Annotated in this window: 9 protein-coding genes; 2 read left to right on the plus strand and 7 right to left on the minus strand. The window is 72.4% G+C overall.

The annotated features are described in order from the left end of the window. Window positions 1–16: 16 nt before the first annotated feature. The 3 genes from FRAAL_RS21210 to FRAAL_RS21220 all read right to left on the minus strand — a co-directional run bounded on the left by FRAAL_RS21210 (window position 17) and on the right by FRAAL_RS21220 (window position 5,586). Window positions 17–745: an ABC transporter ATP-binding protein gene (locus tag FRAAL_RS21210; protein ID WP_011605976.1), complete on the minus strand. Its 729-nt coding sequence runs from the start codon at window positions 743–745 to the stop codon at window positions 17–19. Next, window positions 742–3,915: a branched-chain amino acid ABC transporter permease/ATP-binding protein gene (locus FRAAL_RS21215; RefSeq protein WP_011605977.1), complete on the minus strand. Its 3,174-nt coding sequence runs from the start codon at window positions 3,913–3,915 to the stop codon at window positions 742–744. The genes FRAAL_RS21210 and FRAAL_RS21215 overlap by 4 nt, the downstream gene beginning before the upstream one ends. A gap of 396 nt (window positions 3,916–4,311) precedes the next feature. Beyond that, a complete protein-coding gene (locus tag FRAAL_RS21220; protein WP_041940830.1) occupies window positions 4,312–5,586 on the minus strand; it encodes an FAS1-like dehydratase domain-containing protein in 1,275 nt (424 codons plus the stop codon). A 392-nt stretch (window positions 5,587–5,978) separates the two neighbouring features. Between FRAAL_RS21220 and FRAAL_RS21225 the strand changes: the two genes are divergently transcribed. Together FRAAL_RS21225 and FRAAL_RS21230 are read left to right on the plus strand one after the other, a co-directional pair. Then, complete coding sequence (locus FRAAL_RS21225) at window positions 5,979–7,166, plus strand: ABC transporter substrate-binding protein (protein WP_041939583.1); 1,188 nt, start codon at window positions 5,979–5,981, stop codon at window positions 7,164–7,166. A 337-nt stretch (window positions 7,167–7,503) separates the two neighbouring features. Further along, on the plus strand, window positions 7,504–8,166 hold the full coding sequence (locus FRAAL_RS21230) for an SDR family NAD(P)-dependent oxidoreductase (protein ID WP_083866870.1): 663 nt from the start codon (window positions 7,504–7,506) through the stop codon (window positions 8,164–8,166). Window positions 8,167–8,224: 58 nt separating this feature from the next. On the opposite strand, the gene FRAAL_RS21235 is transcribed toward FRAAL_RS21230, so the two are convergent. From FRAAL_RS21235 to FRAAL_RS21250, 4 genes are all read right to left on the minus strand, one after another. Beyond that, complete coding sequence (locus FRAAL_RS21235) at window positions 8,225–9,286, minus strand: acyl-CoA dehydrogenase family protein (protein ID WP_011605982.1); 1,062 nt, start codon at window positions 9,284–9,286, stop codon at window positions 8,225–8,227. Window positions 9,287–9,385: 99 nt separating this feature from the next. Further along, entirely contained in the window at window positions 9,386–10,573 is a 1,188-nt protein-coding gene (locus tag FRAAL_RS21240) for an acyl-CoA dehydrogenase family protein (protein WP_011605983.1), read from the minus strand. 66 nt (window positions 10,574–10,639) lie between these two features. Further along, window positions 10,640–11,782: an acyl-CoA dehydrogenase family protein gene (locus FRAAL_RS21245; RefSeq protein WP_011605984.1), complete on the minus strand. Its 1,143-nt coding sequence runs from the start codon at window positions 11,780–11,782 to the stop codon at window positions 10,640–10,642. Then, entirely contained in the window at window positions 11,757–13,301 is a 1,545-nt protein-coding gene (locus FRAAL_RS21250) for a class I adenylate-forming enzyme family protein (protein WP_011605985.1), read from the minus strand. Before FRAAL_RS21250 ends, FRAAL_RS21245 begins: the two co-directional genes overlap by 26 nt. Window positions 13,302–13,415 lie beyond the last annotated feature (114 nt).

Here is a 13,415-nt window from a genome sequence, read left to right on the forward strand (position 1 = left end):
GGCAATACGCCAACGCTCAGGCGGCTACCTCCCGCGGAGCATGCCGCTCGCTGAGATAGGCCCGTTCCAGCAGCTCGGGATTTGCCCGCAGCTCGGCCGCCGGTCCGGACAGCACCTCCTCGCCGTGCGCGAGCACGATCGCGTGGTCGGCGATGCCCATGACGAGGTGCACGTGCTGCTCGACGAGCACCACCGCCGCCGACGTGTCCGTGGCCACCGCTCGCACGACCGGCAGGAGCTCCTGCACGATCACCGGGGCGAGACCCATGCTGAGCTCGTCGATCAGCAGGATGCGCGGGCGCTGCACGAGCGCCCGTCCGATCGCGAGCATCTGCTGCTCACCGCCGGAGAGCATCCCCGCCCGAACGTCGAGCCGCTTGCGCAGCGCCGGAAAGTAGTCCAGCACCTCGTCGACGCTCAGCCCACCCTTGACCCGCCCGAGCTGGAGGTTCTCCCGGGAGGTCAACGTGGTGAACAGGGACCGGTCGTCGGGCACGAGCACCACGCCGAGCCTGGACAGCGCGCGCGGGCTGGCCCGGTGCACGTCCTGCCCGTGCACGGCGACCTCGCCGCCGAGCGCGGGCAGCAGCCCGGCGAGCGTCAGCAGGACCGTGGTCTTGCCCGCGCCGTTCGGCCCGAGCAGGGCGACGACCTCGCCCTCCCGCAGCGTCAGCTCGAAGCCGCGCACCACCGGCACCCGGTCGTAGCCCGCGTTCAGTCCGCGGGTCTGCAGCAGGACGCTCAACCGACGCTCTCCTTCTCCAGCGGTGCCGACGGTCCGGGCGGGGTCGCCGCGGTGGACGTGGTCGTACCGGCGCCGGCGTCCGCCGGGTCGGCGGCCGCGCCGGCCGACGCGGACACCTCACCGGCCGACGCGGCCGCATCGGCGGGCGCGGCCGCATCGGCGGGCGCGGCGGCGGGCGCGTCTGCCGCCGTCGCGGACTGCGACGCGACGGGCGCGCTGCCGAGGTACGCCTCGGCGACCGCCGGATGGTTCTTGATCTCCTCGGGCGTGCCGCTGGCGATCACCGCGCCGAGGGCCAACACGACGATCCGGTCGCAGACGCCGAGCACGAGGTTCATGTCGTGGTCGACGAGCACGATCGTCACCCCGGTGCGGGCCACCTCCCGCAGCCGTTCACCGAGCCAGAGGCTCTCGGTGCTGTCCAGACCGCCGGCCGGCTCGTCGAGCAGGAGCACCCGCGGCCGGCCGGCGAGCGCTCGGGCGATCGAGACGAGCTGGCGGTGGCCCTGCGACAGCTCGCGGACGGGGCGCTCGCGGACCTCGTGCAGCTGCAGCGCGCGGTAGAGCCGGTCGAGGTAGTCGGCGTGGTCGGCGGGCAGCCGCCCGCCGCCGCCGCGGGCCGCGGTCTCCCCGACGGAGACGTTTTCGGCGACCGAGAGGTCCTCGTACAGCTCGATGCCCTGGAAGGTACGGCCCAGACCCTTGCGGATCCGGTGGTGCGGCTTGAGCCCGTCGAGCCGGACGCCCTCGAACTCGACCTCGCCGCTGGCGGCGGTGAACCCGCTGATCGCGTCGATCAGAGTGGTCTTGCCCGCGCCGTTCGGACCGATCAGGCCGATGACCTGGCCATGGCCGAAGTCGAGGCTGACGTCCTGCACGGCCCGCACGCCGCCGTACTGCACCCCGACCGAGCGCAGGGTGAGCAGGATCCGCTCGGCGTCGGCGCTCGCCGCCGCCGCGACGGAGGCGGCGGCGACCGGCACCACCGCGGGGGCCGCACCCGGCTCGGCGGCCGAGGCGGGCTCGGACGCCAGAGCGGGCTCGGACGCCAGAGCGGGCTCGGTGGCGGGTTCGGCGGCGGCGGGGGCGGGTTCGGGGGCGGGTTCGGCGGGGGCGGGGGCGGGTTCGGTGGCGGGGGTCGATGCGGTCGCCGGGGCGGCGGCGTCGGCCGGTTCGCCCGCCGGGATGATCGCCGGGATGGCGTCGGCGGTGGGCAGGACCGGCGGCTCGGCGCGCAGCCGCTTCGCCCGCTGCGCCGACCACCAGGCGTGCACCGGGCCGACGGCGCCCTCCGGGTTGAGCAGCACCGACAGGACCAGGGCGACACCCGTGATGACCTGGTACCAGCTCCCGAGGTCGACCGCCTTGTCCAGCGCGACGAACAGCAGACCGCCCGCACCGAGCACGCCGGCGAGCAGACCGCCGGAGACCGAGGTGATGCCGGCCAGGTAGGCGGTGGCGAACAGGGCCAGGCCGCCGACGACGGAGAAGGACTCCGCGTCCACGAGGGTCTGCTGGTAGGCCATCAGCGCGCCGCCGAGGCCGGCGATGAACGACCCGATCGCGAAGGCCGCGATCTTGACTCGGGCGACGTCGATGCCGGCGGCCGCCGCCGAGCGTTCGTTGGCACGCACGGCGAGCATGGCCGCGCCGAGCCGGCTGCGCCGAAGCTCCGCGACAGCCAGCCCGACGAGGATGAGGACCACCAGGCAGAGCAGGCCGAACTGGATGCGAGGGTAGTTCTCGCCCGCGCCTATGCGCAGGTTGAGCCCCCACAGCTTCGGGTCGGCGACCTTCGCTCCGCCGGTCCCGCCGTTGACGTCCGGGTTGCGGAACCAGATCGACTCGACCGCCATACCCAGGGCGAGCGTCACCACGGCGACCGGAAGGCCGCGGATGCGCAGCGCGGGCAGGCCGACGACAACCCCGATGATCATCGCGCCGAGCGCGGCGAGCAGCGGGGCGAGAGGGAACGGGATGTTCCAGTCCGTCGACATCCGGCTGACGAGGAAGCCGCCGACCCCGGCGAGGGTGAGCTGCGCGAGCGAGACCTGGCCGGCGTAGCCGGTGACGACCACCAGGGACAGCGTGACGATGCCGAGCAGCATCGAGGTGACGACCGCGGCCCGCATCGAGCCCGAGGTGACGACCAGCAGCACGACCGCGACCGCGGCCGGGATGACGACGTTGAGCAGCCGGTGCCGCGGCCGGGGGGCCTGGCCGAGGTTGGCGCGGATGAGCATGCCACGCGTCGGCAGCGGTCGGCCGCGCAGGACCAGGTACCCCAGGATGACGACGAGCGGAACGAGCTGGCCCAGGCCCTGCTGCGGCAGCCAGGAGTGCTGGGACTGCAGGTACTGCAGCTCGGACTGCACCATCCCGATGAGCAGACCGGCGCCGACGGCGAGGCCCAGGGAGTTGAAGCCGGCCACCAGCGCGGCGGCGAGCGCCGGCACGATGAACAGGGTGTAGGAGACCGGGATGAGCGGCACGATCGGCGAGATCAGGATGCCGGACAGGCCGGCGACCACGGCGCCGATCGCCCAGTTGGCCAGCGCGATGCGGTCCGGCGACAGGCCGGTGACCAGCGCGCCCTTCTCCGTCTCGGCGGCGGCCCGGGTGGCCAGGCCGAAGCGGGTGAAGCGGAACACGCCGGCGAGGGCGATCGCGAGGACGACGATCGTCAGCGCGAACCACAGCTTGTCACCCTGGATGCGCAGGTCGCCGATCGTGTAGTTGTCGCTGGGCAGGATCCGCTTCACCGACACGGGCGTCGTGCCGACCCGCTGGGCGAGCAGCGCCTGGAACACGATGAGCAGCCCGATCGAGGCCACGGCCTTGGCGACCGGCGGCGCGGCGCGCAGCCACCGGAACACCAGCACGTAGAGCAGGACTCCGAGCAACGCGGCGATGACCAGCGAGACGCCCAGGGCGGGCCACAACCCCCAGTCGGAGCCGACGGAGACGGTCTTCGGTAAGCCGGGGATCGGCAGCAGCAGCTCGCCCCGGCGCAGGAACGCATACGTGTAGGCGGTGTAGAGGGCGATCGCGCCGGTGGCGAAGTTGACCACGCCCGAACTGCGATAGGTGACCACCAGGCCGAGCGCGAGCGCCCCGAAGACGGCTCCGCTCCCCAGCCCCAGTAGCAGGAAGACTATGTGTTGGGTCATCGCAGGCGATGTCTCCCCTCACCCTCCGTCGGCACGGCCGCGAAGTGATCGAGTGCAGTGGGTCCGGGCGGCCTGACGCGCCGGCCCGCACGCCGCAGGGACGCCGGGGCCGGGTGGATGGAAGTCCGGTTCGGGCCGGGCGCGCGGCGATCCGATCGGGACGGGGCGGCCCCTCGGGGATCGACGCGTCCGGTCGACGATCGGTGAGACGTGCGGCACACCGCTATCTTTGTAAACTAGGTAGCCGATCTGGTCAAGCGAGCGGCGATCCGTCGTGCCGCGCCTGAGGGGCTGGCCGGGCCGCCTACCAGGGCGTTCGACCCCAAAACGGCAAACGTCCCCACCGGGCGAAGGACTGCCTTCGTCCGGTGGGGACGTCTCACGTGCCCGGGAGCGTCAGGAGCCGGCGTCCGCCTCCGCCGCGATGCGGTCCATCTCGTAGCGGACGATGCCCTCGGCGGAGTCGGCCGGCGGGGCGGGCAGGATGACCTGGCCACCCGTCCGGCTCGGCAACAGCACCACCGCCTTCGCCGGCGACGTCGTCACCCCCCGCTGGTTCTCCGCCCACACCTCGACGTCGACCTCGTTGCGGACCTCGGCCCCGTCAGGCCCGGGCACCTGCCGCTTGTCCGTCACCCGCCCCTTCAACCACGTCGTGTCCCCCACGAAGTTGAACCGGCGGTGCTGCACCGACAGCTTCCACAGCCAGCCCTCGTCGCCGATCCAGTCGGTCAGCAGATGGCACAGCCACGTCTCCCGCATGCCGCCGTAGTCGTAGGACGTCGGCAACCCCAACTCCTGCGCCCGCGCCGGCTCCCAGTGCAACCGCTGCACCGTGTCGGGAACGTTCAGGGCGTTCGCCGGATACAGCCCCGGCGCCTTCGCCCGCACCCGGTACGCCAGCCGGAACGCACCCGGCGGAGTGAGCTGCATCCCCCAGCCCAGGTGCCACACCACCACGTCCGTCGTCGTCAACGGACCCTTGACCTTCGTCGGCAACTCCTCGCCGACCACCACGTCCTCGAAGTACCGCGGCTGCCCACCCCGCCGCGACTCCGCCGCGTACAGGGCGTCGATCTGCGCCAACTGCTCCGCCGAGTACGGCTCCGGCAGATCGTGCTCCTTCTTCCGCTCCCGCGACGTGTGCCGCTCGGCGTTGATCCAGGTGCCGCGCTGCAGGCAGGTGGGCTCCCCGTGCTGGTTGGCGAAGATGAAGTCGTGGGTGACGTGCGCGGTGCGCCCCCCGAAGGAGCTGGGCTTGGCCGCCACCCCGACCTGGGTACGCAGGCAGCGCGCCCGGTCACCGAGGGCGAACGGCCGCCACCACTCGAACTCCATCACCGCCTGGTAGGACCCCAGCCCCGCGAACGGGTCGCCCCTGAGCAGCGCCTTCGTCTCCGGATCCGGCCTGGGCGCCGCGTCCTCACCCATCGTGTACAGGAAGGTCGGCGGCGCGATGAGCGTCCCCCAGCGGGTGCCCTTGCCGTAGTCCGGATCGCAGTACAACGGGTTGTCGTCGCCGTAGCCGTAGGCGAAGTGCCGGGAGGCGTCCCAGGTCACCTCGTAGTTGTGCGGCGGGTTCGGCAGGGGCTGCGGAACCCCGATCCGCCTGCGCGACCGCTCGAAGGCCGCGTCCGTCAGGACACCGAAGCGCTCAGCACTCTCATCCACCACCTAGTTATAACAGATAACTATGTCCTCATCCCGGCTCTCCAGGGAGAGCGCCAGGAGACGCCGGGGATGTCCCGTCCCTCCCGGCCGGCGCACCCTCCCGGCCGACACAGCCACCTGGAGCCCGGCCGTCCGCGGGGATATGACTGCCCGGCATCACAGATCCCTTGTCGTAGGATCGATCAAGGCTTACTAAGTTACCTACGTTATGACGGTGCGCCGGCCGCTTGGATCACTCCCTCCGATGGGCGTCCCCGCCGTGGCAGGCACGACCGGACGGGGAACGACCCCGCGCACCAGCGCCCGGTACCTCGCCAGCACCAGCACCAGCACCAGCACGGCCATCGTCTCCAGGGGGATCTGTGTCTTCGTCTCGGAAGGGCCGCTTACGGTTGGCCGCCGGCATCCTCGGCCTGCTCGTGGTGGGCGCCGGGTGCTCGACGGCCAGCCCGCCGGACGCCGACGGATCCTGCACCTCCCCCGGAGTCACCAAAGACCAGATCAAGCTGGGATTCATCTACCCCGACACCGGAGTCGGGTCGACGCTGTTCGCCTCGGCGAGGGCTGGCGTCGACGCCCGGCTGGGACTCGCGAACGCCGAGGGCGGGGTGAACGGCCGCCGCGTCACCTACGAGTGGCGCGATGACGCGGCGGACCCGGACACGAACGCGCGGGTGGCGCGCGACCTCGTCGAGGACGCCGGAGTCTTCGGGTTGATCATGTCGTCCACGAACGTCTCGGGCAGCGCGAGGTACCTCAGCGACCGCGGCGTTCCCGTCACCGGTCTCGATGCGGAACCGGTGTGGTCGCAGTACCAGAACATGTTCTCCTTCGTCTATCCGACCCAGTCCGCGGTCGACACGTTCGGCACCTACGTCCGCCAGAGCGGCGGCAGGAAGGCCGTCGTGCTCACGCAGCCGCTGTCCGGCGCCGTGACGAGCTTCGGCGACAAGGTCATCCGGAGCATGCGGGCCGCCGGCATCGAGGCGACCGGGCTCACCTACACCGCGGGTGTGGACGACGCCGCCGCCACCGGCCGCCGGCTCGCCGCCGAGGGCACCGACGTCCTGCTCAGCCTGCTCGACGCCCGCTCTCTCGCCGAGATTCTGGGCTCCATGCGGTCAGCCGGCGCGGCGCCGACGGCCACCCTGTCCTTCACCGGGTATGACACCGGCCTGCTGCGCCAGCTCGGCCCGGTGATGGCCGGGGTGTCGATACCGCTGTACTTCCTGCCGTTCGAGGCCGGCGGCCCACCGCTGGAGGAGTACCGCAACGCCGTGCGCCAGTACGCGCCCCAGCTGACCTCGCCCGACCAGGAGTTCGCGCTGCACTCCTACATCGAGACCGACCTGTTCCTGCGCGGCCTGGCCGACGCCGGCGCCTGCCCGACCCGCGCGTCCTTCATCCACAGCCTGCACCGCGTCACGAACTACAACGCGCGCGGGCTGATCGCGCCGATCAGCATCGCCGACGACTTCGGCCGGCAGCAGATCTGCTACGCCTTCGTGCGGGCGAACGCCACGGCGACCGCCTTCGAAGTGACCCAGAAGCAACTCTGCGGAAGGATCCTGCCGGACTGACCGCCGGAAGCCGGCGATCGCCCGCCCCGCTCACCCGCTCACCCGCGCAACGGCGCGACCGCGCCCATCGCCTCGTCGAGCAGCGCGGCAAGCGATGCGTGGCCGCCGGCGTCGCACCACGCGCTCTGGGCGGCGTTGAGGCAGGCCAGGGCGGCCGCGACGACCGCGGCGGCCCGCCGCTCGACCCCGCTGACCCGCCGCTCGACCCCGCTGACCCGCTCGTCGGCCTCCGGTGGACCGGCCGGAGGCTCCGTCCCGGCCGAGGGAACGGGCCTCGCCGACAGATCAGACCGACCGACCGACCCGGCCGGCGCGTCCGCGCGGGTGAGCTGATGCGCTGGACGTCACGGACCGGGCCGCCGTCGACGCCGCGGTCAAGGCGGCGATCGCGCACTTCGGGCGGCTCGACGTCGTCGTGAACAACGCGGGCTACGGACACTTCGGCGCGGTCGAGGAGCTCACCGAGAGCGACATCCGCGACCAGCTCGAGACGAACTTCTTCGGTGCTCTGTGGGTCACTCAGGCGGTGCTGCCGCAGCTGCGGTCGCAGGGCAGCGGGCACATCATCCAGATCTCCACGATCGGCGGGATCGCCGCCTTCCCCTCGCTCGGCGCCTACCACGCGTCGAAGTGGGCGCTGGAGGGACTCAGCGAGGCCCTCGCCCAGGAGGTGGCCGACTTCGGGATCAAGGTGACCCTCGTCGAGCCGGGCGGTTTCAGCACCGACTGGGCCGGTTCCTCGGCGGTGCACTCGGCCCCGTCGCCCGCCTACGACAACCTGCGTAAGGCGATGGCCGAGCGGCGTGCCAACGCCGGGTCCGCGATCGGCGACCCGGCGGCGACCGGCGCGGCCCTACTGAAGATCGTCAACGCCGAGAACCCGCCGCTGCGGGTGCTGTTCGGTATCCCGCCGACCCAGATCGTCAAGGCGGTCTACCAGCAGCGGCTGGCCACCTGGGCAGAGTGGGAGCAGGTCTCGATCGAGGCCCAGGGCAACTAGCGGGACGCCCCCGCGGCGACGTTCCCGGGCCGACGTCCCCGGGTCGACGTCCCCGGTGTCAGCCGGCGGTGGCGATCAGGTGCTCGCGGTGCTGGCGGGGCGTGCCGCGGACCAGCTCGTCCACCTTGACTCGGCGCAGGAACAGGTGCAGGTCGTGCTCCCAGGTGAAGCCCATGCCGCCGTGGAGCTGCAGCGCCGTGCTGGCCGCGCGGCTGGTCCCCTCGGCCACGGAGCCGGCGACCGCGACGGCGGTTGCGGCGGCGACCAGATCGCCGCTGTCGAGCGCGCGGGCGGCGTCATGGGCGCACAGCCGCGCCGCCTCGATGTCGACGGCCATGGTCGCCGCATGGTGCTTGACCGCCTGGAACGAGCCGACCGGACGGCCGAACTGCTCACGTTCCTTGACGTACCCGACGGTCATGTCCAGCAGGCGACCGGCGGCGCCGACCGCGTCCAGGATGTGGATGATCGCCAGGGCCTGGTCCAGGGCGTCGGCGACGTCCGCGCCGACCCGGGCCCAGTCACCCGCCGGGACGGTGACGCCGTGCAGGTCGACGGCGGCGATGTCCCGGCTCAGGTCGAGGGTGGTGCGGGCGGTACGGGTGGCGTTCGCGGCGGGAACGAGCGCCAGGGCGCGGTCCCCGTCGACGGCGGCGCCGACCAGGAGCCACGCCGCGCCAAGGCCGCCGACGACGGCGGCCGCCCGGCCGGCGAGGGTGAGCGTGCCGTCGGATCCGGGCAGGCCGCTGATCGCGGCGTCGTCCGGCTCGGCCGTCGCCGGGACCGCGAGCGCCGCGCCCTCGGCCACCGCGTCGGCCACGGCCGCCCCGATGCCGATCTGGTCCAGCAGCCGGGCGACCAGGGCGGCCTGGCCGAGCGGCAGCGGCGAACCGGCGCGACCGAGTTCCTCCACGACGACCGCGAGATCGGCGAAGGTCCCCCCCTCCGCGGGCCGAAGCAGCGAGGTGAGTCCGAGTTCGGCGGCGGCGCGCACGTCGTCCGCGGAGTAGAGCGCCGCGAGCGCCGCGCCGTCGGCACGGGCCGCCGACAGATCGGTGCGTTTCGCGAGCCAGTCGCGGGCCGCCTCGGCCAGGCTTTCCTGTTCGTCGCTGAGAAGCATGTCGCCGGATCCTTCCCCCGACCGCAGCGGTCGGGCGCGCGGGTCGTCGGGCCAGCAGGTCGTCGGGCCAGCAGGTCGTCGGGCCAGCAGGTCGTTGGGCTAGCGGGGCAGGCCGAGGGCGCGTTCGGCGATGAGGTTGCGCATGATCTCCGAGCTGCCGCCGGCGATCGTGTACGCGCGGGCGTAGAGATAGGCGTCCTGCCAGCGGCCGCCCTCGACCGCTTCGACGTCGCCCTCGGTGAGGATGCCGCGCGCGCCGAGCAGGTCCACGGCGAACTCGTGTAGCCGCAGGTTGAGCTCGCTGAACCACAGCTTGCCCGCCGGGGCGTCGATCACCCGTTCCCGGCCGACCCGCCAGCGGGCGAACGAGGACTGCCCGAGCAGCGCACAGGCGCGGATCTCGGCGCGCAACGCCCCCAGGCGCTGGCGGATGTCGGCCAGCTCCAGCGCCGGCCGACCCTCGATCTCGATCTTCTGCGCGAGCGCGTGGAGGTCCTCCCAGGCGAGCTGGAGGTCGACGACCGCGGCGCTGACGCCGTTGCGCTCCTCGGCCAGCGACGCGTTCGCGACGATCCAGCCCTGCCCGGGCGTGCCGATCACGGCGGAGGCCGGGATGCGTGCCCCATCGAAGAACACCTCGTTGAAGTCGGAGGTGCCGGTGAGCTCGCGCAGCGGCCGGACGTCGATGCCCGGGGTGTCCATGTCGATCGCGAACGCGGTGATGCCCTTGTGCTTGGGCACGTCCGGGTTGGTGCGGGCGAGCAGATACCCGCGGTTGGCCCAGTGGCCGTTGGTGGTCCACACCTTCTGCCCGGTCACGACGTAGGAGTCGCCGTCGGCGACCGCGCGGGTCCGCATCCCGCCCAGGTCGCTGCCCGCATCGGGCTCGCTGAAAAGCTGGCACCACAGGTCTTCGTTGGAGCGGATGGCGGGCAGCAGCTTCGCCTTCTGCTCGTCGGTGCCGTAGCGGATCAGCGCGCTGGCGGCGAGCCCGTTCGCTCCGGAGTGCATGGGCGCGCGCGCCCGGGCGATCTCCTCGGAGACGACGACGTCGCGGCGCGGGTCGTGCTCGGCCTCGCCACCGAACTCCACCGGCCAGTCAGCGCCCAGGTAGCCTGCCTCGAACAGCGCGGCAGTCCAGCGCCGCAGTTCCGCAAGCTCCTCGGCGGTCTCGGGGCTGCGCACCCCCGCCTTGGCCTGCCGCCCGGGCGCGTGGCCGGCGATGAACGCCCGCACCTGCGTCCGGAACTCACCGAGTTCGGTCCCCGAACCCCAGTCCACGCCCATGACTCCTGCTCCTACCCGAGGACGATGGTTGCGGCGGCAATCCGCCCGTGTGTCTGAGCCGAGCCGTCACACGCCCAGCGAACGACCGATGATCTCCTTCATGATCTCCGTCGTGCCGCCGTAGATGGTCTGAATGCGCGCATCCGTGAACGCCTTGGCGACGGGGTACTCCGTCATGTAGCCGTACCCCCCGTGCAGTTGCAGGCAGCGGTCGACGACCTTCTGCTGCAGCTCCGTGGCCCACCACTTCGCCTTGGAGGCGTCGACGGTGGTGAGCTTCTCCTCGAACGACGCCTTCAGGCAACGGTCGATGTACACCTGGGCGATGTCGATCTCGGTGGCGAGCTCGGCCAGCAGGAAGCGGCTGTGCTGGAAGCCGCCGATCGGCTGGCCGAAGGCGGTGCGGGTCTTCGTGTACTCCAGCGTGGAGTCGAACACCGCCCGGGCCCCGGCTACCGCCGAGATCGCGATCGACAGCCGCTCCTCGGGCAGGTTCTCCATCAGGTGGACGAAGCCGCCGCCCAGCCTGCCCAGCACGTTGCGGGCGGGCACCCGGACGGCGTCGAAGAACAGCTCGGCGGTGTCCTGCGCGTGCAGGCCGATCTTGTCGAGATTGCGACCGCGGGAGAAACCGGGCATGTCCCGCTCCACGACGAGCAGGGAGATGCCCCGGCTGCCCGCCGCCGGGTCGGTCCGCGCCACGACGATGACGTAGTCGGAGTGGATCCCGTTCGTGATGAACGTCTTGGCGCCGGAGACGAGCCAGTCGTCCCCGTCGCGCACCGCCTGTGTCCGGATTCCCTGCAGGTCGCTGCCGGCACCCGGCTCGGTCATCGCGATCGCCCAGATCGCCTCGCCGGAGGCGAAGCCGGGCAGCCAGCGCGCCTTCTGCTCGTCGTCGGGCAGCCGGCTCAGGTAGGAGCCGACGACGTCGTTGTGCAGCAGGAAACCCGGACCGGTGACGAACGCGGCCGCGAGCTCCTCGGCGACGACGGCGTTGAAGCGGAAGTCGCGGACCCCGCCGCCGCCGAACTCCTCGGCGACGTTGAACCCGATGACGCCGTGCTTGGCGGCCTTGGCGAACACCGCGCGGTCGACGATCCCGTCGGCCTCCCACCCCGCGTGATACGGGGTGATCTCGCGGGCGACGAACTCCCGGACGACCTCCCGGAACTGCCGGTGCTCATACTCGAAGATCTCGCGTTCCACGGTCGTCTCCTTGCTCGGCGAACAACGCCAGCAGGTCAGGCATGCTGACCTTCTGGGACACTCCGCGGGGCAGCTCCGGCACGGTCAGCGCCCGCGCCGGCACCTCGTAGGGCAGCATCCGGGGCCGGCACCAGTCGCGCAGCTCCTGCTCGCCGATCGGCCCGGCGCCGGGCGCCAGCTCCACGACGGCGACGGGCACCTGGCCGAGGCGCTCGTCGGGCAGGCCGAACACCGCCGCCTCGGCCACCGCGGGATGCTCCTCCAGCACCTCGCGGACGGTGAGCGGGCGGATCTTGAAACCGCCTCGGATGATCACGTCGTCGGCGCGACCCTCGATGTAGAGGAAACCGTCGTCGTCGAGGTGCGCGAGGTCGCTGGTCCGGGTCCAGCCGTCCGCGTTCGCCCGGGCACCGGCCTGGTCGGTCCTGATCTCCAGCAGTCCGCTGGACCCCGTCGGCAGCACCTTGCCGTCCTCCGCCACGACGCGCAGCCCCACCCCGGGGAAGGCGCGCCCGACGCTGCCCCGCTTCTTCGCCCACCACTGCCGGTGGTCCGGCAGCGACCAGCCTGCCACCGCGCCGGAGAACTCGGTCGCGCCGTACACGCCGAGCACGTGGATGCCGTAGCGCTCCAGCACCGCGTCGACCAGGTCGGGCGACACCGGGGCGGTGCCGCAGGTCAGTGCCCGCAGACTGGCGAGATCCTCGGCGGGCACGTCCGCGTTCATCAGGGTGCGCAGTGCCGCCGGCGGCAGCGCGCCGAGGCGGGGCCGGTGCTCGCGGATGACGTCGAGCCACCGGTCCAGGGTCCAGCGTTCCAGCAACACGATGCGCCGCGCGTCGCTCAGGGCCTGCAGCGCCCCCCACAACCCCCCGATGTGCACCAGCGGCACGGAGACGATGGCCACGCCGCCCTCGAACCAGGATCGCTCGCCGCCGCCGGGCTTCATGTGGCCCCGGGCGGACCCGACCGACGCCTCGAGCTGACGGTAGGTCAACGGGATGCGTTTGGGCGGGCCGGTGGTGCCCGAGGTGGTGAGTTCGACGGCGACGCCCGGCGCGTCGACCGCGGTGACCGCGGCGTCGGCACGCCCGGCCCGCACCACCGCGATTCCCTCGGGCGAGGTGTGGAGAAGACTGATGCCGAGCCGTTCGACCGGCTCCGCGAGCCCCGAGGACGCCCAGGCCCGCACCGGCACGATCATCACCGGCGGGGTCGCCCGCTCCAGGTCGCCGGCGAGTCGCTCGGCCGGCTGCAGCGGGTTGAAGACCGTCAGGCAGCGCTCGGTACCGAGAATTGCGAGGATCGCCGCGATGGACTCGGGCCAGTTCCCGAGCAGGACGCCGACCCGAGCGCCGCGACCGAGGCCGAGCCCGTCGAGGCTGCGGGTGATCTCGTCGGCGAGCGCGCGCACGGTCCCCCAGGACACCCAGGCGCCGTCGACCTGGAGGACGGGGGCGGAGTCGGGCGCCTGCCACAACGCGCGCAGGCGGCCCGGCAGGTCGGCGGGCTCGGTCATCGGGCGTGGCCGCGGGCGACGACATCCGACCCGAGAGGGGCACGCGGGAGGCCGGGTTGTCCGACGACCTCGATCACAGGGTCCCGCATCATCGCTCCTTGCCGCCCGGGCAGA

Source organism: Frankia alni ACN14a (assembly GCF_000058485.1).
GTDB classification, from domain to species: Bacteria; Actinomycetota; Actinomycetes; order Frankiales; family Frankiaceae; genus Frankia; species Frankia alni.